Here is a 23,577-nt window from a genome sequence, read left to right as displayed (position 1 = left end):
CCGCGCCCGCAAAGGAATCCCCTCCGAGTCAGAACGTGGGGAAAACGCTCTAAATCAGGCACTTACGTGATGGGATATTTTCGAAAGGACCGGAAAAGGCCCTTAGGGACCAAATAAGCTATTGGTTCGATGCCTTTTTCAGAACTCTAAATTGACTTTTCCCTCCTGAAAGCTGGGTGGAAATCGATGTTCGATTTGCGCCCTCATTGCAGTCATAGCGGACGGTTTGTAATGGGCCTGAAAGCAGACCGTCAGATTTCAGTTAGGTGTCATCAGCCTATGTCCGATCATGAGTAGGCTGCCGACTGGCGTTTTTTATATACGAGTTGAGGTAAGCGTACCTTTGGCCGACGACAAAACTAGGGTCGGTTGCGGACCGTCTGCTCGAGGCGTCAAAACGAGGATGGGGGCCTCTCAGCAGGTCAGCTTGTCGTCGCAGTTCTCGTTGATCCACTGCGAACAAGCTGAGTACCTATCCGGCCCGAAAAGGGTCTTGGGTTCGTAGTCCGGACCTGGCTTAAAATCTCCTCCTAAGGGAATCTTCACCGGCTCGCAGGCCTTGCTCCGCTTACGCCGGAACACCTTGTGGTCTTTACTCTTCTTGGGGGGACGCTCGCCATAATTTATCTCCTCTCGAGAAAATTCTAACGTCACCACGTTACCCGCCAGCGTATCGTGGGTCGCGTATATTTCTTCCAGCCGCGTCCGAGTTCGTCACGGATGTTCTCGAGTGCTCGGCCGGATTCCCGCCACACGGTCTCGAGAACGGGCCCAACCTGCTTAGCCGGAAATCCGACAGCGGTGAGCGTGTCCTTCAACGCCTCCTTGGTCAATAAAGCGAAACCCTCAGCCAGATATTCGGCGGCGTGCCCCACCGAAACTCCAGCCTTGAAAAGAAACTTCGCAACTTCCTTCGGTGACCTGACAAGCTGTCCCATTACCTCGGCTGTCAGCTTCGTGTCCCTCAACATGTCGTGAATTTCGGCGATCGCCTTTTCGGTGCCATAGCCAGCCCGCATCATGAAATCAGCCACGGTGTGAGCGGTAAATTTCGCAACGTCGGCTTTGCCGATCTCTCTCATCCAGTCGAGTACTGCCCTTTCGGCAAAGCCACCCGCGACCTGCAACAGGTCCCTGATGTTTTCGTAGCCCGCGCCGAACCCATTTTCGAGGACGAGGTATGCGTTGTTAATGTCGTAACCGGCGTCGCGCAGCGCTGCTGCAGCCTGTTCTGCCGACTTGCCGAAACGTCTGTTCAGTTCAAATCCGATCGCTGCGGCCAAACGCGCGGAATCTTCAAAAAATTCGATCGTTTCGTCGAGGATCGCTTCCAGCCATTTGACTGCGTTCTCGAGGGCGGCCACGATCTGCTTTTCGACCTCTCGTTGGATTTTCTCGACCAGCCCGTTGACGTCCAGTGGATCAAAATCGAGGGGGAACGCGAGCTGGACTGGCCCTAGCGATGCACGGACATCGGCGCGGCCGGTCGCACTGCCGGGCCGTGCCTCTATCTTGAGATCAGCCTCGACCTTTGCGGCCTTGTTGATGCTGAATTTGCCAGAGCCCCAGTCGGCCTTGACGCTCACCTCCATCTGGACCCGAGCCCTCAACGTCGCCGTATCGTTCGCCATGGCCGCGCTGAAGCCAGTCTCCCCCAATGGCTGCGGCAGTTTGGCCTTGATGACGAAATCCATGGAGCGATCGTTCAGCTTGCCAACCACATCTATGGTCGATTGGCCGAATAGCCGCACCTTGAGCGAAGCAGCGGCCGAATGATTGCGCGAATCGACCTCGACCATGATCGCGTTCTTGCCGACGTTATTGCCCGAAAATCCCCGCGGGCTTCCCGCCCCGCTCCCACTGATTTCGATGATGTTGCCCAACTTGATCGGAGCGAACTGGAAGCGGGCGGCGAACCTGCCGGCAACGGCTTCGACCTCTCCGTAGGTTTTGTATCCCAAGAGCGTCACGTTCGAATAAGCTTTGATCCCTACCTCGCTGGGCACGCCGCTCATCGTAATCATGCCGGGCTTTTGCGCTGTATAGATGTAGGTTTCGCGCAACTCGATAACCCGATCAATGGATTGCGGCAGCCGAACCTCGAAACCCGATGCGAGCGTTGCCACATCGGACAGCGTAAGCCGACTGGACTTCAGCTCGAACAGGTCGGGAATGCCATTCGAGGGCCCCGAGGAATACTTCACCAAAAACCGGCCGGTATTGCCCGACCCGGCGATCGCGAAATCGCCTTCCACCCCCACGGCGTATCCCGCAAGGGATCCGTCGACGCTGGCAATGACTCGATCAAGGACGAGGAATTTGAAAAGGGGGGCGTCGATCTTTGGAATGAAACGACCCAGACCGATCTGGAACGCCACACCGGCGGTGCTCACCCGCACATCGGCGGGAATTTCGAGTTTTTGACCGAAGAAATCGAAGACGCCTTCGCCGGCGAAGCGAATTGCTTGTGCTCCTTCGATTCCGATCGAGCGCACGGTAACCTGAAGCAGTGGCCCAATCGGCAACACGATACGCGTTCTTGTATTGAAATTGAGCGCACCGGGAAAATTGGCCAGATAGAAGATCGTACGATCCAACTTGAGGGAGTTGAGAAGACTGCCGCCAAGTCGAAACATGTAGCTATGCCCCGCCTCGATGACGGCTTCACCAAGTTCATGTCCCGGTGTATGCACGTGAATCGTTCCTTGCGTCTCGGAACTCAGGGCAACCCACATGCCGCTCATTTCTACCGGCAGCGCGTCAAGCACGCGAGCGAGATCGCCAAGCATCGCCTTGGTGGCCGACGGAGTTACAGCAAAGATGACTGTGTATCCGATCCCAGATCTCGCTCGTGTGAACCGCGCATCGACGCCGATCTCGATCTTCCGGTTCCCTCCCGCCGAAAGCCTGACGGGTCCCGCCACGCGCACCGCCGCCTCGCCCTGCTCGAGCAGGCGCACGTTTTCAAGTCGCAAGGTCGTCAGGCCGAGATAGTCGGCAAGGACCCCCGTTAGCCCACCGGCTATATCTGCCGTCGCTATTTCCACTGCGCTCCCGACCGAAGCGACGAGATGATCCCGCAAGTCTTCGAAAGTCAGGCCATTCGCGTTCTTCTGCGGCATCATCGATTCTCTCGTTGAGGCCCGGAATGCGTACCTGCCCGTGGACGGCGCATCACAGGTTGCTGATATCGGCGTAAGTCAGGCAATTATGCGAGGGTTCGGTGAACCACAGGCTATCCGATCCCATATCCAGTCTGAAGAGATCGGAGTTCGGCGTCGCGCAGGGATACTCCTTCACGATCCGCTTGCGGTTGAGCTTGAACAGAGATTGTCCACGCTTGCCCGTAAACCAGATGTTATCCTCAGTAACGACATGCATCCAACGGATTCCGGTGCCTTGAGGCAGCTGGATTTCGACAATCTTATCATAACCTTCGACAAAGCCGATGACGTCGCGTCCGGGGTCCATGTAGATCAGGTTGCCATGGCTGGCCGCGGGGCCTTGGATGAATCCCGGCTTGCTGTTCCCTCCCTTCAGGGCCGCCCACCGTTCCCCGCGTTCATGTCCGGGGAAGAAACACACCAGTTTGGAATTCGCAATCTGCCATGCCGTATCGTCCGCAATGCCAATGAGATCGATGGTGGGGGTCCATGTGGCAAAGCGCCGATTTTTCTGAAGGTCGAGTACGAAACCCGCATCGGTCGCGACTATAGGCGAGTTGAAGTCGCTCCCATTAGGGCCGAACATCACGGGGTGGGCACCGGCCTCGAGAACGATTTCGTCGCCGAAGACGCCGCTGTCCGATATGAAACCGATCCTGCGACCCTGTGGATCCAAATAACGCCAGCCGTAGTCGGGTAAGGACCGCTCGAACCACATCACCGTCGGCATATGGCCAACGGTCCGCTTGACGATCGACAGGTTACGCGCCTCGTCAAAGCGTGCGAAACAATTCGCCGACCCGCTGAACCATACGCTGCCTCCCCAACTCACCCGCACGTCGTTGGGCGTGCCCGCCGCGCCGGTTGCAAAGCGCTTGGTGACCAGGTTGGAAGCACCTCGCTCGTAGGTTGCTTGGCGATATTGGTAATCGAAATCGGGTTGGGGTTCGTCGCGGTAGTAGGGGCCGAAGCTAACCCTTGCGAGTGGAACGCCATGATGTTTGGCGACCTGCTTGCGCACGGCCTCGCGGTCGCCGTTCACCACCATGCTCAATGCGTGATACCCATCTTTCGTAACGTGAGTATAACTAAGACGGCGGATGCCATTGGAATCGACTCGATTGGGTCCAGTTATTTCGATGCTCTCCATCAATCGACCTTTCGAGAAGCTGATAGCCCGATCGCGCCTACTTGCTATCGAGCTTCCACTCGATCTGCTTAAGCTCGGTTTGACCCGTGCCGGTCGCTCCAATCGGCGAGTTCGCAAGCAGCTGGTTGAATGTGGCCACCCATTTGCCGGTGGATGATAAGAGCTTGAGGCCGAGTTCCCCGCTAAGCTGAAAAGTGAACTTGCCTTCTTTAACAGAGAGGTAAGTACTTAGGTGAGTGCCGAACGCAGTCCATATCAAATCATCCGTGTTGAGTAATACGCTAAAGCTTTTGGCGGTGCCGCCGCTGGTTTGCTCGGATTCCTTGCCAATGATTGTCCACTGGGCCATTTCGTTCTCCCTGTTGCATGAAATCTAAACGCTTAGGCCGACAGGTCTATATCACTGTTATACAGACCTAAAAATAGCCACTTTTTGAAAGCCTCCAATTTCTTGATGTTCAAAGCGCCACTGGAACCAGTGGAGCTAATTTTTCTAGCGTTTTCAATATAATTGTAATTAATGGGGATTTGAACGAACGACCTCCAAGTTATGAGCCTGATCCCCTGAAATGCTAGCTTTTGGAACAGCCGTTGACATACGAAGCGGCCGATTTTGTGGCCGCTTGGCAGACTGCTTTTCGGTTTCCGTTTCCGGGTTGAAAGCGCAACGGCAGCTTTTGAGTAAATCTAGACAAAAGGAGACCGCCAGCAACCGGCCCACAATCAGTCAGAGAGTTAAGGGCTAAAGATTTTTGCGGGGCAAACTGAGGGCCTCGATACGAGACACAGTCAGCGTTTCGATTACCCACCAGACAGTTAGATTGTCATCAACGTAGCTTTTTCGGGACTCGGAGCTGTATTTCGAGCCGTATTGGCAGGAAGATGGCTGTCCGAAAACGAGGTCGGCTTACGTGCATCCCGATAGGGCGGCAATTAGGATGTCATCATCGTCGCTGCGGTTGCTGGCGCGCGAGAGAAAGTCGATCTTGTCCGCCAGCACCTCGCAGCCGTAGCGCTTCACGCCGTCCTGATCTTCCCACTGGGTGTAGTGGAGGCGCCCCTGGACCGAGACCAGCTGGCCTTTCGAGCAGTACTGGCCGACCGTCTTGGCCAGGCCATTGAAGCAGGTCACCCGGTGAAACTCGCTGTCCTTGGCGGTGAAGCCGTTCTCGTCCTTGTAGGTGTTCCCGTCCTTGTCGCGGGCGGGGCGGTCGGTGACAACCGTGATGCCGGTGACGCTGGTGCCGCCCTTGGTTTCGCGGGTTTGCCGCTCAGATCCTGTGCGAGAAATGTGCGGTGGATCGCGATTGGGCCTTCGTCGAGACTAACCGCAGCGATAAGGGCCGGCACGAACCGCGTATGGCCCTTCGGGCCAAGCGGTGTGCGCGAATGAAACCGCAGCGCCGGCGAAGCAGCGAGAATGCCGCGACCTTCAAGGTAGGTCTTGGCAGGGCTTCCGGGCAGAGGCGCGGCCTCCCGCCAGATCTTGAGCGCAGCCGCTGATGATTTGCGCGCGCTGCTCGCGTGAGGCGCAATTGGCTCTGACCCCCCTGCGAACAGGGCTGGTGCATCGATGCCTTCCCTTGCGAGAGCCGCAAGCACGCTCTGCTGGTCACAGCCGGCAAAGCAGTGGAACAGGATTGCCTTTCGGCCGAGGGTCAGCGACTGAATGCCTTGCCGCATCGGCGGCGTTGCGCGCCTGCTTGAGATTGATCTCGGGGTAGGGGCCGATCGCAAGCTTCTTTTCGACATTGCCGATCCGGTAGCGGAATCGCCACAGCTTGCCGCCTGACGGAGTGACCTCGATGTACAGCCCGCGGTGGTCAGCGACCTTGTACGACTTGTCCTTTGGCTTTAGCGTCCGAAGCCTGTTTTCGGTCAGCGCCATGTGTGGGCCTTTTCCTCAATGTGGTTTTCACATGAGCCCGCAAAAGGCCCGCAAAACCGTTCGGAAAGCCCGGGATTTGCTGGGACGATCCGAGACCATCCAAGGGCCAATTCCCTTGGATTTCTGCGGCTTTTATACATTTTTTGGGATGTTCTGAGAAGAACAAATGGTGCCCAGAAGAGGACTCGAACCTCCACGCCCTTGCGAGCGCCAGCACCTGAAGCTGGTGCGTCTACCAATTCCGCCATCTGGGCACGGTTTGCTTCCGGTCGTCGCTGCCGGATGCAGGGTAGGGGCGGGCCTTTAGCGAGGGGTGGGGGCTTATGTCAACGCAAACCTCTCGGGATAATTGCTTGCGGCCTCTGCGCCGTGGCGCGGAGCGGCAATCTGTTCGATCATCCTGCTGGAACTCTTGCCCGACGCGGCGCATTGACGCATGGCGCAGTGCAGTTTTTCCGGGCACTTTCCGGCCCGCCAGCAAGAGCAACCGACCATGCCCACATCCTCCCCGCTTTCCGGCCAGCTTGTCACCATTTTCGGCGGCAGCGGCTATATCGGCAATTACGTCGCCCAGAGCCTGCTCGAATGCGGTGCGCGGTTGCGGCTTGCCAGTCGCAATCCGCAGGCCGGCTTTGCGCTCAAGCCGCTCGCCAATCTCGGACAGTTGCAGTTCATGCCGTGCGACATCACGCGCGAGGAACACGTTGCCGCCGCGCTCGAAGGGGCCAGTTACGTGGTCAACCTCGTCGGCGCGTTCGAGGGCAACCTCGATGCGCTGATGGGTGAGGCTCCCGGCACGATGGGCCGGATTGCCGCTGCCAACGGCGTGCGCGCGATGGTGCATCTGAGCGCGATTGGCGCGGATGCCGGCTCCACCGCTGCCTACGCCAAGGCCAAGGCGCTGGGCGAGCAGCGCGTGTTCGCCGCTTTCCCGAACGCCACCGTGCTGCGTCCCTCGATCGTGTTCGGCAAGGACGACAATTTCCTCAACCTGTTCGGCGGCATGATCGAGATGCTGCCTGTCCTTCCGGTGTTCGGCCCCGATGTGAAGCTGCAGCTGGTCTATGCCGACGACGTGGCCGAGGCGGTGCGGACCGCGTTGGAGCATCCGGACAGCCACGGCGGGCACATCTACGAACTCGGCGGGCCGGAGCAGCTGACGATGATGGAGACTCACGAGCGGATCGCCGCCGCACAAGGGCGCAAGCGGCGCTTCATCGCCATGCCCGATGGCGTGTCGAGCACATTTGCCGCGCTGCCCGGCACCCCGATGAGCCGCGACCAGTGGACGCTGCTGAAGGCGAGCAATGTGGTGTCGGGCGAACATCGCACGCTGGCCGACATGGGGATCGAGCCGCGCCCGCTGGGCCTGTTCCTCGACAAGTGGATGCTGCGGTACCGCAAGCACGGCCGGTTCGGCGCGGAGAACGAGCGCGCCAAGGCGACGCGCTGATACCGATCCGCGAACCGGTGCGAGCGATCCACGCGGGCGGACCGGCCACAAGCAGCCCGGTCGCCGCCCGTGTAGGAGATACATGAGACACAGTCCAGGAACCGGAAAACCGGGCCCGCAGCTGTGCGGATTTGCGCGCCGACGGGCGAAATCCTTGCGTGATGACGAAGGCGGGCGGACTTGGCGGCAACCTATGCCCCGCCATGTCCGGTAGGAAAGCGCCTTCGCGCGCTCAGAGCGCCGCGGCGTAGAGGTTGAGCAGATCGGCCTCGCCCCTGGCGGCGGCCGCGGCGTCATAGGCCGGGCTGTCCGGCACCATCCAGCCGTGATCCCCGGCATAGACCTGCACTGTGGCGGGCACATCCGCAGCCTCGGCCGCATTGGCAAACGTCACCTTGTCCTGCGGCGCTTCGGCATCGTCGTCCTGCGCCACGGCGATCAGCAGGCTGGCATCGACCTTGTCCAGCACGTTATGCGGGCTCATCGGGTTGCCTTCGCGCACCAGCCCGCCGCCGTGGAAACTCGCCGCCGCCTTGATCCGCGACGGCACGGCGGCCGCGCTCCAGATGGTGAACGGCCCGCCCATGCAATAGCCCTGCGTGCCGATGCCCTGCGCCTGATCGACGCCTTCCTGCCGGTCGAGCCAGTCGGCGATGGCGGTGGCATCGCGCATGATTGCGGGCGCATCCAGCTTGCCGCGCCACGGGCCGACCTTCTTGAACCCGCCATCGGCGATGAAGGCGGCGAAATCGGCGAATTGTTCGCCGGTCACGTCGCGGTAATAGGGGTTCACCACCAGCACTGCATAGCCTTCGCGCGCCAGATTGCGGGCGATATTGCGCTTTGATTCGCGGATCCCGGCAATGTCTGGCCACAGGATCACGGCGGAGTGATTGCCGTTTTCGGGCTGCACGAAGAACCCGTCCAGCGTGCCGTCGGCGGTGGCGAAATTGACCCCGCGTTCGGTCAGGCCGGCGGCGGCCGGCTGGGCAACGCCGGTGCCTTCACCCGGAGCGCAGGCCGCCAGTGCCGCTGCACCGCCGAGTGCGCCGAACTGGCGGCGGCTGATCGTTTGGCGGGCCCAATCGGCCAGTTTGTTCTCGTCGCACATGATCGTTTTCTCCTGCTGGCCCCTCGCACCGCCTGATAGGCCGAGGCGGCAAGCATGGACAAGCGGCGATTCACCCGTCAACATGCCCGGCAAAAGAACACGGGGAGAGCTGGGCTGATGGATATCATGCGGTGGGGGCTGGGCGCAGTCTTGTTGCTGTCGGCGGGGACGCTGGCCAATTGCAGCCAGATTTTCGAGGCTTCGGGCGCAGAGGGTGAGGGGATCACCCATGCCGCGCTGGTCGGGGCGGACGCGGACAGCGCCAACTGGATCAGCCACGGGCGCACCTATTCCGAACAGCGTTATTCGCCGCTCGACGCGGTAAACACCGACACGGTCGGCGATCTGGGTCTGGCATGGTTCGCCGACATGGACACCGCGCGCGGGCAGGAAGCGACCCCGCTGGTGATGGACGGCAAGCTGTACGTGACCACAGCATGGAGCAAGGTGAAGGCATTCGACGCCGCCACCGGCCAGCCATTGTGGCAGTATGATCCGCAAGTCCCGGGCGAAACCGCGGTCAAGGCGTGCTGCGATACCGTCAACCGCGGGTTGGCAGCGTGGGGCGACAAGCTGTTCCTCGGCACGCTAGACGGGCGGCTGGTGGCGCTTGACCGCGATACCGGCGCGGTCGCGTGGGAGAAGGTCACGGTCGATCAGGCCAAAAGCTACACCATCACCGGCGCGCCGCGCGTGATCGATGGCAAGGTGATCATCGGCAATGGCGGGGCCGAATTCGGCGTGCGCGGCTTTGTCGCGGCCTATGATGCCGATGACGGTGAGCAGTTGTGGAAGTTCTACACGGTTCCCGAGGGCGGCGATCCCAAGGATGCGCCCGCCTATCTGCAAAAGGCCGCCGAGACGTGGAACATGGACGTGCTGGGCGCGACAGACGCGATCGGCGGCGGCGGGACGGTGTGGGATTCGATGGCCTACGATCCCGAGCTTGACCTGCTGTATATCGGCGTCGGCAACGGCTCTCCGTGGAACCGCGCCTATCGTTCGCCCGGCGCGGACGGGACGGGGGAGGGCGATAACCTTTACCTGTCCAGCATCGTCGCGGTGCGGCCATCGACCGGCGAATATGTCTGGCATTACCAGACCACGCCGGGCGAGACGTGGGATTACACCGCCACGCAGCACATCATGTTGGCCGACATGACGATCGACGGCGCGGTGCGCAAAGTGCTGATGCAGGCGCCCAAGAACGGTTTTTTCTATGTGATCGACCGGGAAACTGGCGAGTTCATCTCCGCCAAGCCCTATGTCAGCGTGAACTGGGCGAGCGGGATCGATCCCGAGACGGGCCGTCCGATCGAAAACCCCGAAACGCGGGTCGACAAGACGGGCAAGCCTGCGTTGGTGACGCCGGGCGCGCTGGGCGGGCATAACTGGCACCCGATGGCGTACCATCCGGGCGAGAACCTCGTTTACATCCCTGCGTTCGAGGCCGGGATGCTCTATGCGCCCGAAGCCGACTGGAAGCCCGATACCGCGCGCGGCTTCAATGTCGGGTTCAATCTGGGTGCGGGCGATGTCCCGCCCGACGAAGGCTTCCGCAGGGAGGTCGCCGGCACGCTCAAGGGCATGCTGGTCGCGTGGGATCCGGTGAAGCAGGAACCGCGCTGGACGGTCGAGCATCCCGGCCCGTGGAACGGCGGCCTGCTGGCAACCGGCGGCGGGCTGGTGTTCCAAGGCACGACGGGCAGCGAGTTCAACGCCTATGATGCGGGCAGCGGCGAGAAGCTGTGGAGCTTCGCCGCGCAGACCGGGGTGGTCGCACCGCCGGTCACCTACACCGTGGACGGGGAGCAATATGTCGCGGTGCTGGCAGGCTGGGGCGGGGCTTACGCGCTCAGCGTCGACGGCGATCTGATCAACCGCAAGGCACCAGTGCGCAACATCTCGCGCCTGCTGGTGTTCAAGCTGGGCGGCAAGGCCGCGCTGCCGCCGGCGCCGGAACTGGCCGCAATCCCGCTCGATCCGCCGCCGAGCCGCGCGAGCGCAGAGGTTATCGCGGTGGGACAGACCAAGTATGGCCGCTACTGCGCGGTCTGCCATGCGCCGGGTGCGGTCGGATCGACCGTGCTGCCCGATCTGCGTCGTGCTGGGTCACTGGAAAGCGCCTCTGCATGGAGCGCGGTCGTCCATGACGGCTTGCTCAAGGACAACGGCATGGCGAGCTTTGCAGGATCGCTCAGCAAGGACGAGATCGAGGCGATCCGCGCCTACGTGATCCACCGCGCCAACGAGGACAAGGTGATCGAGGGGGCGGCGAAAAAGGTGGCGCGGCGGTAACCCGCGCGCCTCAATCCCCCGGCGGGCCGAGATACTCCGCGCCGTAGACAGCAACGCGGAAATCGCGGTGCAGATCATTGTCGAACGGCACCTTCTGGGTGGCGAGGATCACCGCCATGTCCTGCGCCGGATCGACCCAGAACAGCATCGATGGGAACCCGTCCCAGTAAAACTCGCCCACGCTGCCGCGGTTCTCTTGAGGCGATTGCGGCTGGCCGGTGCGCACGAACACATCGAAGCCGAACCCGCCGCTGCCCTTGCCCACCAACCATGAGCGGTTGGCAGGCGCGATGCGTGGATCGAGCTGGTCGGTCGCCATCAGCCGGATGGTTGAAGGCTTGAGGATGCGGGTGCCATTCAGCGAACCCTCACGCAGCAGCATCCGCGCGAACTTCATGTAATCATCGACGGTGGTGACGATCCCCGATCCGCCCATCGTCATCGGGCGGCCCATGAAGTTGGCGTCGAGCAGCTCGTCGTCCGCCCATGGTGCCAGCGCGCCGTTCTCGCCTTCGTAGACACGGGCGAGGCGCGCGCGGTCGGCAGCGCTGCGCTTCCAGCCGGTGTCCGCCATGCCGAGCGGCTGGAAGATATGCTGCGCCACATACTCGGCGAAAGGCTGGCCCGAAAGCACCTCGACCAGCCGCGCCTGCACATCAACGCCCGCGCTGTAATTCCAGTGCGTGCCGGGGTCATAAAGCAGCGGCACCTGCGCCATTTTCTGCGAGAACTGCGCCAGCGTATTGGTGGAGGACAGCGGCTGAAGTTCGGCCCAAACGCGGTCGGCGGCGTTTTCGGGCGCACCATCCGCGCCATAGGTGAAGCCCGCGGTGTGCCGCAGCACATCGCGCACCGTCACCTTGCGTTTGGGATCGCGCAGGATCGGAGAGCCATCGGCGTTTTCCCCATCAGCCACCTTCAAGGCCGCATATTCGGGCAGGTGCCATTCGAGCGGATCGTCCAGCCCGAACTTGCCCGCCTCCCATAGCTGCATCAGCGCTACGCCGGTGACAGGCTTGGTCATCGAAAAGATCTGGAACAGCGTGTCGCGCGCAACCGGGCGGGTCTGCTCGCGGTCGGCATCGCCAGCGGCCGCAAAGCAGCGTTCGGCCCCGTCCTTCCACACCAGCGCCGATCCGCCCACGGTGCGGCCTTCGGCAACAGCACTGTCGAGGAAAGCCGCAATCGTGGCGCAATCGGGTTCGTAGGCGGCTGCGTCCTGCGCTGCTGCGGGCACCGCCAGCAATATCAACGCCGCCCCTGCAATTGCCTTCATCATGTGCTCTCTCCCGCTCGGTCTAACCCCTGAACACCACCGTCCGGCCGCCATTCATCAGCACGCGTTCCTGCGCGAACAAGCGCACGGCTTCGGCCAGAACGCGGCGTTCGATATCCCGGCCCTTGCGCACCAGATCGGCGGGGCTGTCGGCGTGGGTGATGCGCTCGACGTCCTGATGGATGATCGGGCCTTCATCGAGGTCGGCGGTGACGAAATGCGCGGTCGCGCCGATGATCTTGACCCCGCGTTCGTGCGCCTGATGGTAAGGCCGCGCACCCTTGAAGCCGGGCAGGAAGCTGTGGTGAATATTGATGCAGCGCCCCGTAAAATGCGCCGATTGTTCGTCCGAGAACACCTGCATGTAGCGCGCCAGCACGATCAGCTCGGCGTCGGTCTCCCCGGCCAGCGCGCGGAAGGCGGCTTCGGCCTGCGGCTTGGTGTCGGGTGTCACCGGGATGTGATGGAACGGTATGTCGCCGATATCCACCAGGATCGCAGCATCGCGCGGGTGGTTGGAGACGATTGCCACCGGATCGATCGGCAATTCGCCGGTGCGCCAGCGATAGATCAGATCGACCAGGCAGTGATCGAACTTGCTGACGAGGATGATGGTGCGGCGCGGGCGGTCTTCGGCAACCATCGTCCATTCGAACGCATATTCGCCCGCCAGCGCGGCGAAGTCGGTGCGCAAGCTGTCAGCGGTCGAGCCATCGGGATCGAATACCACCCGCATGAAGAACCGGTCGCCGCCGCCCCCAAAAACCTTGGCGTCCGCCCGGTCGTTGAACTGCTGCGCATCGAGGATGTTGCACCCGCGCTCGAACAGGAACCCGGTGACCCGCGCGGTGATGCCGGGCCGGTCGGCGCAGGCGAGCGTGAGGATCAGCGGTGCAGCCATCTCAGCGGGCGAGCGCCGCCTCGCACTGGCTCATCAATTCGGCGATGATCTCGGCGGCGGGTTCTTCTTTGGTCACCATGCCCACGGACTGACCGGCCATGACGCTGCCGTTCTCGACATCGCCGTCCACGACTGCGCGCCGCAATGCGCCTGCCCAGAAATGTTCGATCTGCAATTGCGCTTCCAGCATGTCGACTTCGCCCGCATCGAGCAGCGCGGCGACTTCGCGCTGCTTGGCGGTGAACTCTTCGGTGCCCTTGTTTTTCAGCGCGCGAACCGGGATCACCGGCAGGCGCGGATCGACCTGCACGCTGGCGATCGCCTCGCGCGCGCTGGCGCGGAAGAACGCTTTCTTGAAATCGGGGTGGGCGATGCTTTCGGTCGCGCAGGCAAACCGCGTGCCCAATTGCACGCCCGCTGCGCCCATTTCGAGGTAGCTGGCAATCGCTTCGCCCCGGCCGATCCCGCCCGCGACGAAGATCAGGTGGTCGGCAGCGAGCGCAGGCAGGATTTCCTGCGCCAGCACAGAAGTGGACACCGGACCGATATGGCCGCCAGCCTCCATCCCCTCGATCACCATCGCATCCGCGCCCGAACGCAGCAGCTTTTTCGCCAACGCCAGTGTGGGGGCGAAACAGATCACCTTGGTATCGCCGCCCTCCTTGATCGCTTCGACAGAACCCATGGGCGGGATGCCCCCTGCCAGCACCACGTGGGTAACGCCATGCTTGCGGCACACCGCGATCAGATCGAACAGCGCGGGGTGCATGGTGATGAGGTTCACGCCGAAGGGTTTCGACGTCAGCGCCTTGGTCGCGGCGATTTCGGTGTCGAGCAGTTCGGGCGTCATCGCCCCGCAGGCGATCACGCCGAACCCGCCCGCGTTGCTGATCGCGGCGACAAGGTTGCGCTCGCTCACCCAGCTCATTGCGCCGCACAGGATCGCGGTCTCGCAGCCAAGGAAGTCGGTGCCGCGCTGCATCATGGCAGCGGTGTGGGGGTAATTGTTCATGGCGGCGGCGCTTAGTCCGAACCGGGGGAATAGACAATCCGCACGCTATCTGCAGCCTGTTTGGCAAGCTCCACAGCAGCGGAAGCATCGCCCCCCCGGGCCAGCGCGACGCCCATGCGGCGGTAGGGGCGGGTGACGGGCTTGCCGAAGATACGCACGTCCACCTCAGGCGAAAGCGCCAGCGCATCGGCGATCCCTTCGAACGCGAAGTCGTCGCTGTCGCGGTCGGCAAGGATCACGGCAGAGGCGGCGGGACGGGCGGCGATTTCGGCGGGCACCGGCAGGCCGAGGATAGCGCGGGCGTGGAGATCGAATTCGGTGAGATCCTGCGAGGCGAGCGTCACCATGCCCGTGTCGTGCGGGCGGGGGGAGAGTTCGGAGAAGATCACCTCGTGCCCCTTAACGAAGAACTCGACGCCATATAGCCCCCAGCCGCGGCCTTCGCCTTGCAGCGCCATCACGACCTTGGCGGCCATATCCTGTGCCTTGGCGAGCGCTGCGGGGGACATCGCGGCGGGCTGCCAGCTTTCGCGGTAATCGCCGCGTTCCTGCCGGTGGCCGATCGGCGGGCAGAAGCTGATGGCGTCCCCGTCTTTGGCTTTATGCCGCACCGTCAGCAGAGTGATTTCATAGTCGAAGGCGATGAATTGTTCGCAGATCACCCGCGCCCGGTCACCGCGCATATTGGCGACGGCATATTCCCATGCGGCCTCCAGTGTAGCGGCGTCATCGACCTTGCTCTGGCCCTTGCCCGATGACGACATCACCGGCTTCATCACCAGCGGATAGCCGATGCGCTGCGCCACCTCGCGCGCTTCGGCAAAGCTTTCCGCATAGCCATATTGCGAGGTCACCAGACCCAATTCACCCGCCGCCAGATCGCGGATCGCATCGCGGTTCATGGTCAGCTGCGCGGCGCGGGCGGAAGGCACAATGGTGAAGCCCTCTGCCTCCAGACGGCTAAGCACTTCGGTGCGGATCGCCTCGATTTCAGGCACGATCAGATCGGGACGGTGCTTTTCCGCCGCTGCCCGCAGCGCATCGCCATCGAGCATGGAGAACACCTCGCGCGCGTCCGCCAGCTGCATCGCGGGGGCGTTGTCATAGCTGTCACAGGCAATCACCCGCGCGCCGAGGCGCTTGGCGGATATGACGAATTCGCGGCCCAGCTCGCCCGAACCGAGCAGCAGGATGGTGGCAATGTGGCTCATGGAAGCGCCTTACCCGCCGCTGCGCTTCAGGCCAACTGCGGATCACGCCACCCGGCGATAACCGGCCAAGGCAACCTGCCCGCCGCCGCCCGCGCGCGCCAGCACAAGGCCGAGTTCTGCCTCGCGCAAGGTCCAGTCGACAGTGCATTCGACCCGCGCCAGCCCCGCGCTGGCGGTCAACTGCGGCGCGCGGGCGGAGGCGGGGATTGCGAGTGCGGCAAAGGTCTGGACCACATCCTCCGCCCATTCGCGGGCGCCGCGCAGGCTCATCACCGGCAGCAGCACGCCGAAGCGCTCCCCGTCGAGCTGTGCCAGTTCGTGTCCGGGCAGGGCCATGGTTTCGAGGAATTTGGCAAAGCCCCATAGAATTTCGTCCGCAGTGCGCTGGCCGTAGCGCAGCAGCAGCGCGCGGGTGCCGTCGACAGCCAGCACCGCGACCATCTGGCCGCCGCCGCCCGCCAGATGCCGCCGCAGACTGGCGCAATAGGCCTGCCGATTGGCGAGCCCGGTAAGCGGATCGGTGACCGCGCGGTTGTAAAGCTCGCCCTCCAGCAGGCGCAGGCGCTGCACCGAGCGCAGCAGGCACAGGGCGCCGTCGACGCTGCCGTTGTTCTCGACCATCGGGCGCAGGCTGAACGCATACCACCGGCGAACGGCCGGGGCGGCGGCGGCATCCTGCGGCGGCGCGGCGACGACGGGAAATTCGATCCAGTCCGTCGGCGGCGCGCCCTGCAGCACGGCGTTGACCTGCTCGCCCACGAAGGCGGCATAATCAGCATCGGCAAGGTCGGTGATATGGGGCAGCAGCAATGCTTCGCCGAAATCGAATCCAAGCTCGGCGATGTTGGCAGAAGCATGGATGATAAAACCGCGCCGGTCGATCCTGATGACGATATCGCCCGATGCGTCTTCGATCAGGCCGTGCAGCACACGGCCTTCCACATCACTCAATCCAATCTTCATGCCCACAATGCCCCAGCGGTTTAACGATAACTTCGCCAATTCGCCTCCAGCCTGATTTACGTTGGGACTAACAGCAGGCCATCAGGAACAATAATTCCCCTGTTTTCCTGACCTAGACTGCACTTCCTGTTAGTTTCGTAAATTCAACAGACTAAAAAACGAATCACCTCCGGATTTTGTTTACCACGTTTCTAAATTTGGGCAGCAGTTACGTGAATATTTGCTCTGGTAGTCTGCGGGCTCGGGGCTTCACTTCTGTAGTTTCACAGCTCGATCATGATCCGTACGGCATGGGGCGTGGTGTTGCAGGCTTCGGCGATCCGCTGGCGGCAATCTTCGATCAGCATTCCGATGTCAGCGCTGGAGCCAACCGTTTCGACCAATTGTTCGGGCGCCACGCCAAGCGCCTCGGCGATGGCATCGATGCGTTCGGGCAGCGGGCGCGCCTTGCCCTTTTCCCATGCCCAGACGGTCGGCTTGCTGACGCCGAGCCGGAGCGCGACATCGGCCAGTGTCAGCCCCGCCTCGCGCCGCAGCCGGTTGAGCCGCGAGCCGAGGCTCTCCCCGGCGCCGGTTACGGGCGGTTGTACGCCCGCCTGCACGCCCGCCGGATCGACAGACGGCTTACTCTCGGCGACCGGCAGGCCCTGCAACTGCGCTGCGGCGAGCGCGCCCGCGCCGAGCGGGGTGGCAAAGGCGCAGCCATAGAGCTGTTCACTGCGCCACATGATCGCCGCCTCGACCAGCCCTGCCTCGGGCAAGTCCAGCACCAGCTGTTCGCCGGTGGCGAGATCCAGCCCGGTTTCGAGCAGAAGCCCGGTGGCGGAGATATTGTGGACGGTGACATTGGCCTCGTCCCCGTCGGGCAACATGCCGCTGGCTTCCAGCCGCAGGTCGCGGCGAGGCGTGGCACGCTGGCCTTCGCCCGGTGCCGTAGGATCGAGGTGGGCCTTGATGGCCATATGTGCGACTCCGCTTGCTCTCCCGCATTGTTGCGGGCGAGCAGAGTCCGGGCCAAATACCTAAGTCGGGGTTATCAAAAAAGGTTAATGGCGATGAAGCGGGCTTCCTGTCAGCTAACCGCATCCAGCCCGTAGGCGGTGTGCAGCACGCGCACCGCGAGTTCGGTTTCGTCCTCGTCGATCATCACGCTGACCTTGATCTCGCTGGTGGAGATCGCCTGGATGTTGATGCCGCGGTCGGAAAGCGCGCGGAACATCGTGCTGGCGACGCCTGCGTGGCTTTTCATGCCGACCCCGACAACGCTGATCTTGGCGATCTTGCTGTCGGTGATGATGCGGTTGAAACCGATCGCGTCGCGGCGATCCTCCAGCAGCGCCTGCGCGCGGGCGAGGTCGGATTGCGGGACGGTGAAGGTCACGTCGGTCTCGCCCTTGTCGCGGCCCACGTTCTGGATGATCATGTCGACATTGATGCTGGCCGCGGCCAGCGGCTCGAAGATATTTGCCACCGCGCCGGGCCGGTCGGGCACGCGGGTGAGAATGATCTTGGCTTCGTTCTTGTCATGCGCGATGCCGGTCACAAGCTGGCGTTCCATCAGGCCGTTCTCCACCAATTCGTCCATTTCCTGTTCCGAGACAATCATTGTCCCGGGCAGATCATCGGCGGGCGGTGCGCCTTCGCCGATGAAGCTCGATAGCACCTGCACCCGCACCTTTTCCTTCATGGCGAGCCCAACGCTGCGGGTCTGGAGCACCTTTGCGCCCACGGATGCGAGTTCGAGCATTTCCTCGTAAGTCACCGCCTTCTGCTTCTTCGCCTTGGCGACGATGCGCGGATCGGTGGTGTAGACGCCATCGACGTCGGTATAGATGTCGCAGCGGTCGGCCTTGATCGCCGCTGCCACCGCCACCGCCGAGGTATCCGAACCCCCGCGCCCCAGCGTGGTAATGCGGCCATCGTCCGAAACGCCCTGAAAGCCGGGTATCACCGCGATCTCTCCGGCGTCGAGCGCCGCGATCAGGCCCGGCGCGTCGATCGCGTCGATGCGTGCCTTGGCATGGGCCTCGATCGTCTGGATCGGCAACTGCCAGCCCAGCCAGCTGCGCGCCTTGCACCCCAGCGCTTGCAGGGTGAGCGCCAGCAATCCGCTGGTCACCTGTTCGCCGCTGGCGACCACCACGTCATATTCCGCCGGATCATACAGCGGGTTCGCCTCGCGGCAGAAATTGACCAGCCGATCGGTCTCGCCCGCCATCGCGCTGACGACCACGGCCACGGAATCGCGCGTCCCGTCGGGCTTGGGCGCCGCCTGCGCGCGCACGAGATTGGCGACCCGGCGGATACGCTCCGTCCCGGCCATCGAGGTGCCGCCGAATTTCATCACAATGCGAGCCAAAGCGGAGCGCTCCTGCTGGTGAGTGTTCGCTGGGGCTGTTAAGAGGCGTTCATGGGAAACGCAAACGTATCGAATGTAACTATCCGCCCCGAGGAAGCCGATTTCTTCGCCAAGCTGGCGCGGGACTGGTGGAACCCCAAGGGTCCGATGGCGAGCCTGCATCAGGTAAACCCGGTGCGGATGGCGTTCATCCGGGACGCGATCGACGGCCACTGGCCGGGTGCACGCGCGCAGGCAAAGCCGCTGGCAGGCAAGGCCGCGCTCGATATCGGATGCGGCGCGGGGCTGGTGTGCGAACCGCTGGCGCGGCTGGGCGCGGACGTGACCGGCGTTGACGCAGCAGGAGACAATATCGCTGCGGCTGCGGCCCATGCCGAAGCGGTCGGCCTCGATATCCGCTACATGGCGGGCGAGGTTGCGGGGCTGGACATCGGCACCTTCGATCTGGTCACCTGTGTGGAGGTGATCGAGCACGTCGCGGACAAGACGGCGTTCCTGCGCGATGTCGCGGCGCGGCTGGCGCCAGATGGACTGCTGGTAATGTCGACCCCGAACCGCACGGCAACGTCGCGCGTGCTGCTGGTCGGCGCGGCGGAGGCGGTGGGTTATGTCCCCAAGGGCACCCACCACTGGGAGGATTTCGTCACGCCCGACGAGTTGGAGGCGTTGCTCGCCAATGCGGGCCTGACGGTAACGGCCAAGCGCGGAATCGCGTGGCGACCGGGCAAGGGACTTCACCTGTCGGAGGATATGGCGCTGAATTATATCCTGAGCGCGCGGCGGGTGTGAACCTCCTGTTCCGTTCGCCCTGAGCTTGTCGAAGGGCTGTCCTTCTACAGCGCCGTCGAAAAAAGTGACGGACAGTGCTTCGACAAGCTCAGAACGAACTGGAGTGGTTAGGGACAGGCCCGCCCCTTCAGCGCCCCGTCACTGAACACGCCCGCTACGCCTGCGTCCTTCAGCATCGCCGCCAGTTGCACATCGCCGCAGCCCGTGCCCTTGGGGTCAGCGCCCGCGCGCAAGCCCGGCGGCAGAAATTCGTTCTCCGGCCGCAGTGTCCATGCATGGACTTGCAAGCCGGCTGCCTTGGCATCGGCCACCAGCGAAGTCGGCGTACCATCCGCGCCAAGAATCATCGCGATATGAGCGCCCACGCCATCGGCATATTTCGCCACCTCGACCAGTCCGGTGGAGGTCACCATCTCGGCATAGCGCATCGCGGGTTCGTCCGCCGGGCCAGCGATCGGCGCGACCAGCTGCACCAGCTTGAAGTCGCTGCGCTGGGCCAGCCGCTGCAGCGGGCCGACTTCGAAGCTCTGGATGAACACCGGATCGGCGGGCGTGATCCCTAGATCGCGCAGATCGCGCAGCAGCAGGTCGACCATGTCGATCCCGGCGTTCTGTAACAGGAACTCGGGATGCTTGAGTTCGGGATACAGGCCGATCCGGCGACCGGTGGCGGCCTCCTTGGCGCGCACCAGTTTTACGATCTCGGCAAAGGTCGGCACCTGATAGAGTCCATCATAGCGCGCGTTGGCGGACCGGACCGAGGGGATGCGCTCCTTGGCGCGCAAAGTGCGCAGTTCGGCGAGGGTGAAGTCCTCGGCGAACCAGCCTGCAACCTTTTGCCCATCGATGGTCTTGTCGCGGCGGCGGTCTTCGAATTCCTCGCGGGCGGCGACATCGGTGGTGCCCGACAGCTCATTTTCGTGGCGCGACACCAGCACCAGATCCTTGGTCGCGACCAGATCGGGCTCAATGTAATCCGCGCCTTTATCGATCGCGAGTTCATAGGCGGCGAGCGTGTGCTCGGGCCGCTCTGCGCTGGCGCCGCGATGGGCGATGATCAGGAAATCGTCTGCCGCCGCCGGAACCGGCGCGAGCGCCAACAGCGCGATCAAAGCAAGGCTGCGGACCATTCGTCTTCCTTGAAACCGACCAGGATGCCGCCGGAATATTCGACGATTGGCCGCTTGATGATGCTCGGTTGCTGAACCAGAAAAGCGACAGCCGTGTGACTGTCAGCGGCAGCAGCCTTGTCGGCGTCGGACAGCTTGCGATAGGTGGTGCCCTTACGGTTCACCACGGTGTCCAGCCCCGCGGCAGCGATCCATGTAGCGACGCGGTCAGGATCGGCGCCTTCCTTCTTGTAATCGTGGAAGGCGTAATCGCGGCCCTGCGCGTCGAGCCACACGCGGGCCTTCTTCACCGTGTCGCAATTGGGGATGCCGTAGAGGTGCATCATTGTTCGCTCCCTTCAGATCCGCGGCGCGAGATGCGCGTCCGCAATCGCCACCGCCAGCGCATCGGCCGCGTCGCTTCCGGCGATGACAACCCCCGGCAACAGCACCTTCACCATCGCGGCGACCTGCGCCTTTTCGGCTCCGCCGGTGCCGGTGACGGCTTTCTTGACCAGCCGCGCGGCGTGTTCGTTGACGCCGAGGCCTGCCGCCCCGCAGGCCGCCAGCACGCATCCGCGCGCCTGGGCCAGCTTCAGGGTGGATTGCGGGTTCTTGTTGACGAAGATTTCCTCGGCGGCAGCGCGTGCCGGGTGGTGGGCGGCTATGACCTCTGCCAGACCCGCCTGCAACGCCGCCAGCCGCTCGGCCATTGGCCCGCCCGCATCAGTCTTGATCTGGCCGTTGGCGACATGGCTGATTCGCGCGCCTTCGCAGCGGATCACGCCCCAGCCGGTGCAAGATAGTGAAGGGTCAAGGCCGAGGATGATCACGCCCTCACAGCCCGACCCGCAAGCCGAACCGCCACAGCATCGCGATCAGGAACGCGGCCCCGAGCATGATTGCCAGCAGCCATTCGCGCTTTCTCAGCCCAGTTTCTCCATCACCTCGTCGGAAATCTCGTAATTGCCCCACACGGTCTGCACGTCGTCATCATCGTCGAGCGTGTCGATCAGCTTCATCAGCGTGCCCGCGGTGGCTTCGTCGACATCGACGCTCAGCACCGGCTTCCACGCCAGCTTGACGTTCTCCGCCTCGCCCAGCGATTGCTCCAGCGCGCCCGCCACGCCGTGCAGCGCATCGGCGGCGGTCCAGATTGTGTGGCCGTCTTCTGAGGATTCGACATCATCCGCGCCCGCTTCGATCGCGGCTTCGAGCACCTTTTCCTCGTCGCCTGCCGAAGCAGGATATTCGATCAGCCCGCGCCGTTCGAAGCCGTGGGACACCGAGCCTTCCGAGCCAAGATTCCCGCCGTTCTTGCTGAACGCGGTGCGGACATTGGTGGCGGTGCGGTTGCGGTTGTCGGTCAGCGCCTCGACGATCAGTGCCACGCCGCCGGGGCCATAGCCCTCGTAGCGGATTTCGGCGTAATCCTCGCCGCCCGCCTGCGCCGCCTTGTCGATTGCGCGCTGGATATTGTCCTTGGGCATCGACTGCGCCTTGGCCGCGTTGATCGCGAGCCGCAGGCGCGGGTTCATGTCGGGATCGGGCAGGCCCATCTTGGCCGCCACGGTGATCTCCCGGCTCAGCTTGGAGAACATAGCCGAGCGTTTCTTGTCCTGCGCACCCTTGCGGTGCATGATGTTCTTGAACTTGGAATGGCCTGCCATTGGACGAACTTCACCGGAATGTTGGAAAACTAGGGGCGGGCCTTACTCCGATGCCGGACGCGGACGCAAGGCCGCTCGTGCCTGCGCGGATCGGTCTGCGTGCACGGCTGGCCGATCTGGCCGGCTTCATTATGCGACCTACGCCGGGCAGCGGACGGCCGGGGTGGAGCATGGCGCTGCTGGCCGTGCTGGCGCTGGTGTTCGCGCTCGACCTGACGATCGGCTGGCTGGCGGGCGAGACGCTGGCGGTGCTCGGAGGCGATGGCAAAGGCGGCGGAATTCTGCCCGTGCCGCGCGAGCAGGACATGACATTGGTCGAGGATCTGTTCAGCTTCCTCGTGCTGGCGCCGCTGCTGGAAGAACTGCTCTATCGCGGCTGGTTGACCGGGCGTGTGGCGGCGCTGCGGTTCGCGGCCTATGGCTTTGCTGCCGAGGCGCTGTTCATCGCTGCGCTGTTTCTAGACGAGACCGCTGCGCAGATCGCAGGGCTGATGGCGGTCGGGATGGTGCTGGCGGGCCTGCTGCAATGGCTCGCCGTCCGCGAACGCGACAGGCAGGTGCCGCCATGGTTCTCCCGCAATTTCCACTGGATCGTGTGGGGCAGCAGCCTGCTGTTCGGCCTGATGCATCTCGGCAATTACGAGGCTGTCACCCACCCGCTGGGCATGTTGGTGGTACTGCCGCACATCATCGGCGGGTTGCTGCTGGCCTATACCCGCACACGGCTGGGCCTTGGCGCGGCAATGGCGCAGCACGCGGCCTATAATGCCGTGGTTCTGGCAGCGCTTTACGGCGCTGCGTAAACGATCAGACCTTCACCGCTGTCCCGCTGGCCGATACCATCAGCATCGAGCCGTTGGCGCCGATCACCTCGTAATCGAGATCGACCCCGACCACCGCATTGCCGCCCATCGCCGCTGCTTCCGCCTGCAGTTCCTCGATCGCCTGCTTGCGCGCATCGGACAGGATGCGTTCGTAGCTGCCCGAACGTCCGCCGACGATATCGCGGATATTGGCGAACAGATCGCGGAACAGGTTCGCGCCGACGATCACTTCGCCGGTGACGATCCCGCAATATTCCTGAATCGGTTTGCCTTCGATGGTCGGCGTGGTGGTCACGGTGATGCCGCGCGCGTCTTTCCAGGGTCCTGCCATTGGTGCTCCTCCTCTTGCTGTGTTAGCTAGATAACACAGGCGAGTGATAATTCAATGACAGCCGCGCA

The 23,577-nt window shown here is 63.0% G+C and carries 22 protein-coding genes and 1 tRNA gene; 4 read left to right on the top strand and 19 right to left on the bottom strand.

Annotation, left to right across the window (positions count from 1 at the left end; all coding sequences use genetic code 11):
* Positions 1 to 650: 650 nt before the first annotated feature.
* The 6 genes from Q0L48_RS16115 to Q0L48_RS16090 form a co-directional block, all read right to left on the bottom strand.
* Complete coding sequence (locus tag Q0L48_RS16115; RefSeq protein ID WP_296722661.1) at positions 651 to 3,125, bottom strand: hypothetical protein; 2,475 nt, start codon at positions 3,123 to 3,125, stop codon at positions 651 to 653.
* Between the two features lie 49 nt (positions 3,126 to 3,174).
* Entirely contained in the window at positions 3,175 to 4,314 is a 1,140-nt protein-coding gene (locus tag Q0L48_RS16110; protein ID WP_296722660.1) for a hypothetical protein, read from the bottom strand.
* Positions 4,315 to 4,351: 37 nt separating this feature from the next.
* A complete protein-coding gene (locus tag Q0L48_RS16105) occupies positions 4,352 to 4,663 on the bottom strand; it encodes a hypothetical protein (RefSeq protein ID WP_296722658.1) in 312 nt (103 codons plus the stop codon).
* Between the two features lie 558 nt (positions 4,664 to 5,221).
* The gene (locus Q0L48_RS16100; RefSeq protein WP_296722666.1) at positions 5,222 to 5,605 is read right to left on the bottom strand and encodes a single-stranded DNA-binding protein; all 384 of its coding nucleotides are present in this window, start codon (positions 5,603 to 5,605) and stop codon (positions 5,222 to 5,224) included.
* Between the two features lie 321 nt (positions 5,606 to 5,926).
* Positions 5,927 to 6,202, bottom strand: coding sequence for an Arm DNA-binding domain-containing protein (locus Q0L48_RS16095; RefSeq protein WP_296722657.1), 276 nt, complete (start codon positions 6,200 to 6,202; stop codon positions 5,927 to 5,929).
* Positions 6,203 to 6,369: 167 nt separating this feature from the next.
* Positions 6,370 to 6,456, bottom strand: a tRNA-Leu gene (locus Q0L48_RS16090).
* Positions 6,457 to 6,695: 239 nt separating this feature from the next.
* Here Q0L48_RS16090 and Q0L48_RS16085 point away from each other — a divergent pair.
* Complete coding sequence (locus Q0L48_RS16085) at positions 6,696 to 7,655, top strand: complex I NDUFA9 subunit family protein (RefSeq protein ID WP_296722655.1); 960 nt, start codon at positions 6,696 to 6,698, stop codon at positions 7,653 to 7,655.
* A 232-nt stretch (positions 7,656 to 7,887) separates the two neighbouring features.
* Here Q0L48_RS16085 and Q0L48_RS16080 read toward each other — a convergent pair whose 3' ends face one another.
* The gene (locus tag Q0L48_RS16080; RefSeq protein WP_296722654.1) at positions 7,888 to 8,766 is read right to left on the bottom strand and encodes a dienelactone hydrolase family protein; all 879 of its coding nucleotides are present in this window, start codon (positions 8,764 to 8,766) and stop codon (positions 7,888 to 7,890) included.
* 126 nt (positions 8,767 to 8,892) lie between these two features.
* Between Q0L48_RS16080 and Q0L48_RS16075 the strand changes: the two genes are divergently transcribed.
* Positions 8,893 to 11,064: a PQQ-dependent dehydrogenase, methanol/ethanol family gene (locus Q0L48_RS16075; RefSeq protein ID WP_296722664.1), complete on the top strand. Its 2,172-nt coding sequence runs from the start codon at positions 8,893 to 8,895 to the stop codon at positions 11,062 to 11,064.
* A 10-nt stretch (positions 11,065 to 11,074) separates the two neighbouring features.
* Here the strand turns inward: Q0L48_RS16075 and Q0L48_RS16070 are convergent, their stop codons facing one another.
* From Q0L48_RS16070 to Q0L48_RS16040, 7 genes are all read right to left on the bottom strand, one after another.
* Positions 11,075 to 12,343 carry a serine hydrolase gene (locus Q0L48_RS16070; protein WP_296722653.1) on the bottom strand — a complete coding sequence of 423 codons (1,269 nt, stop codon included), beginning with the start codon at positions 12,341 to 12,343 and terminating at the stop codon, positions 11,075 to 11,077.
* Positions 12,344 to 12,362: 19 nt separating this feature from the next.
* Positions 12,363 to 13,241 (bottom strand): formyltetrahydrofolate deformylase, encoded by an 879-nt coding sequence (purU, locus tag Q0L48_RS16065; RefSeq protein ID WP_296722651.1) that lies wholly within the window; start codon positions 13,239 to 13,241, stop codon positions 12,363 to 12,365.
* A 1-nt stretch (position 13,242) separates the two neighbouring features.
* Positions 13,243 to 14,253, bottom strand: coding sequence for a nitronate monooxygenase family protein (locus tag Q0L48_RS16060; protein ID WP_296722650.1), 1,011 nt, complete (start codon positions 14,251 to 14,253; stop codon positions 13,243 to 13,245).
* Between the two features lie 11 nt (positions 14,254 to 14,264).
* Positions 14,265 to 15,464, bottom strand: a complete 1,200-nt coding sequence (purT, locus tag Q0L48_RS16055) for a formate-dependent phosphoribosylglycinamide formyltransferase (RefSeq protein WP_296722648.1) — start codon at positions 15,462 to 15,464, stop codon at positions 14,265 to 14,267.
* A 42-nt stretch (positions 15,465 to 15,506) separates the two neighbouring features.
* The gene (locus Q0L48_RS16050) at positions 15,507 to 16,427 is read right to left on the bottom strand and encodes a sensor domain-containing diguanylate cyclase (protein ID WP_296722646.1); all 921 of its coding nucleotides are present in this window, start codon (positions 16,425 to 16,427) and stop codon (positions 15,507 to 15,509) included.
* Between the two features lie 263 nt (positions 16,428 to 16,690).
* A complete protein-coding gene (locus Q0L48_RS16045; RefSeq protein WP_296722644.1) occupies positions 16,691 to 17,389 on the bottom strand; it encodes a helix-turn-helix domain-containing protein in 699 nt (232 codons plus the stop codon).
* A 110-nt stretch (positions 17,390 to 17,499) separates the two neighbouring features.
* On the bottom strand, positions 17,500 to 18,786 hold the full coding sequence (locus Q0L48_RS16040; protein WP_296722643.1) for an aspartate kinase: 1,287 nt from the start codon (positions 18,784 to 18,786) through the stop codon (positions 17,500 to 17,502).
* Positions 18,787 to 18,837: 51 nt separating this feature from the next.
* Here Q0L48_RS16040 and ubiG point away from each other — a divergent pair, with 51 nt between their 5' ends.
* Positions 18,838 to 19,575 carry a bifunctional 2-polyprenyl-6-hydroxyphenol methylase/3-demethylubiquinol 3-O-methyltransferase UbiG gene (gene ubiG / locus Q0L48_RS16035; RefSeq protein ID WP_296722642.1) on the top strand — a complete coding sequence of 246 codons (738 nt, stop codon included), beginning with the start codon at positions 18,838 to 18,840 and terminating at the stop codon, positions 19,573 to 19,575.
* Between the two features lie 107 nt (positions 19,576 to 19,682).
* On the opposite strand, the gene Q0L48_RS16030 is transcribed toward ubiG, so the two are convergent.
* The 4 genes from Q0L48_RS16030 to Q0L48_RS16015 form a co-directional block, all read right to left on the bottom strand.
* Positions 19,683 to 20,705: a glycerophosphodiester phosphodiesterase family protein gene (locus tag Q0L48_RS16030; RefSeq protein WP_296722640.1), complete on the bottom strand. Its 1,023-nt coding sequence runs from the start codon at positions 20,703 to 20,705 to the stop codon at positions 19,683 to 19,685.
* On the bottom strand, positions 20,684 to 21,031 hold the full coding sequence (locus Q0L48_RS16025; RefSeq protein WP_296722639.1) for an arsenate reductase: 348 nt from the start codon (positions 21,029 to 21,031) through the stop codon (positions 20,684 to 20,686). The genes Q0L48_RS16030 and Q0L48_RS16025 overlap by 22 nt, the downstream gene beginning before the upstream one ends.
* Before the next feature lie 12 nt (positions 21,032 to 21,043).
* Positions 21,044 to 21,517 carry a crossover junction endodeoxyribonuclease RuvC gene (gene ruvC / locus Q0L48_RS16020; protein WP_296722637.1) on the bottom strand — a complete coding sequence of 158 codons (474 nt, stop codon included), beginning with the start codon at positions 21,515 to 21,517 and terminating at the stop codon, positions 21,044 to 21,046.
* Between the two features lie 93 nt (positions 21,518 to 21,610).
* Complete coding sequence (locus Q0L48_RS16015; protein WP_296722636.1) at positions 21,611 to 22,354, bottom strand: YebC/PmpR family DNA-binding transcriptional regulator; 744 nt, start codon at positions 22,352 to 22,354, stop codon at positions 21,611 to 21,613.
* Positions 22,355 to 22,404: 50 nt separating this feature from the next.
* Here Q0L48_RS16015 and Q0L48_RS16010 point away from each other — a divergent pair, with 50 nt between their 5' ends.
* On the top strand, positions 22,405 to 23,157 hold the full coding sequence (locus tag Q0L48_RS16010; protein ID WP_296722635.1) for a CPBP family glutamic-type intramembrane protease: 753 nt from the start codon (positions 22,405 to 22,407) through the stop codon (positions 23,155 to 23,157).
* Between the two features lie 4 nt (positions 23,158 to 23,161).
* Here the strand turns inward: Q0L48_RS16010 and Q0L48_RS16005 are convergent, their stop codons facing one another.
* The gene (locus tag Q0L48_RS16005; protein ID WP_296722633.1) at positions 23,162 to 23,509 is read right to left on the bottom strand and encodes a heavy metal-binding domain-containing protein; all 348 of its coding nucleotides are present in this window, start codon (positions 23,507 to 23,509) and stop codon (positions 23,162 to 23,164) included.
* Between the last annotated feature and the right edge of the window lie 68 nt (positions 23,510 to 23,577).

This window comes from Erythrobacter sp. (assembly GCF_024305245.1).
Taxonomy (GTDB): domain Bacteria; phylum Pseudomonadota; class Alphaproteobacteria; order Sphingomonadales; family Sphingomonadaceae; genus Erythrobacter.
Note: the sequence above shows the minus strand (reverse complement) of the source record. Positions and strands in the feature narration are given on the sequence as shown.

Bases quoted from the DNA above. Each gene is read 5' to 3' on its own strand.
- Q0L48_RS16030 (WP_296722640.1), bottom strand. From the start codon at position 20,705: ATGGTCCGCAGCCTTGCTTTGATCGCGCTGTTGGCGCTCGCGCCGGTT.
- Q0L48_RS16045 (WP_296722644.1), bottom strand. From the start codon at position 17,389: ATGGCCATCAAGGCCCACCTCGATCCTACGGCACCGGGCGAAGGCCAG.
- Q0L48_RS16010 (WP_296722635.1), top strand. From the start codon at position 22,405: ATGCCGGACGCGGACGCAAGGCCGCTCGTGCCTGCGCGGATCGGTCTG.
- Q0L48_RS16115 (WP_296722661.1), bottom strand. From the start codon at position 3,125: ATGATGCCGCAGAAGAACGCGAATGGCCTGACTTTCGAAGACTTGCGG.
- purT (WP_296722648.1), bottom strand. From the start codon at position 15,464: ATGAGCCACATTGCCACCATCCTGCTGCTCGGTTCGGGCGAGCTGGGC.
- Q0L48_RS16080 (WP_296722654.1), bottom strand. From the start codon at position 8,766: ATGTGCGACGAGAACAAACTGGCCGATTGGGCCCGCCAAACGATCAGC.
- ubiG (WP_296722642.1), top strand. From the start codon at position 18,838: ATGGGAAACGCAAACGTATCGAATGTAACTATCCGCCCCGAGGAAGCC.
- Q0L48_RS16015 (WP_296722636.1), bottom strand. From the start codon at position 22,354: ATGGCAGGCCATTCCAAGTTCAAGAACATCATGCACCGCAAGGGTGCG.
- Q0L48_RS16085 (WP_296722655.1), top strand. From the start codon at position 6,696: ATGCCCACATCCTCCCCGCTTTCCGGCCAGCTTGTCACCATTTTCGGC.
- Q0L48_RS16060 (WP_296722650.1), bottom strand. From the start codon at position 14,253: ATGAACAATTACCCCCACACCGCTGCCATGATGCAGCGCGGCACCGAC.
- Q0L48_RS16005 (WP_296722633.1), bottom strand. From the start codon at position 23,509: ATGGCAGGACCCTGGAAAGACGCGCGCGGCATCACCGTGACCACCACG.
- Q0L48_RS16110 (WP_296722660.1), bottom strand. From the start codon at position 4,314: ATGGAGAGCATCGAAATAACTGGACCCAATCGAGTCGATTCCAATGGC.
- purU (WP_296722651.1), bottom strand. From the start codon at position 13,241: ATGGCTGCACCGCTGATCCTCACGCTCGCCTGCGCCGACCGGCCCGGC.
- Q0L48_RS16070 (WP_296722653.1), bottom strand. From the start codon at position 12,343: ATGATGAAGGCAATTGCAGGGGCGGCGTTGATATTGCTGGCGGTGCCC.
- Q0L48_RS16075 (WP_296722664.1), top strand. From the start codon at position 8,893: ATGCGGTGGGGGCTGGGCGCAGTCTTGTTGCTGTCGGCGGGGACGCTG.
- Q0L48_RS16105 (WP_296722658.1), bottom strand. From the start codon at position 4,663: ATGGCCCAGTGGACAATCATTGGCAAGGAATCCGAGCAAACCAGCGGC.
- Q0L48_RS16095 (WP_296722657.1), bottom strand. From the start codon at position 6,202: ATGGCGCTGACCGAAAACAGGCTTCGGACGCTAAAGCCAAAGGACAAG.
- Q0L48_RS16050 (WP_296722646.1), bottom strand. From the start codon at position 16,427: ATGAAGATTGGATTGAGTGATGTGGAAGGCCGTGTGCTGCACGGCCTG.
- Q0L48_RS16025 (WP_296722639.1), bottom strand. From the start codon at position 21,031: ATGATGCACCTCTACGGCATCCCCAATTGCGACACGGTGAAGAAGGCC.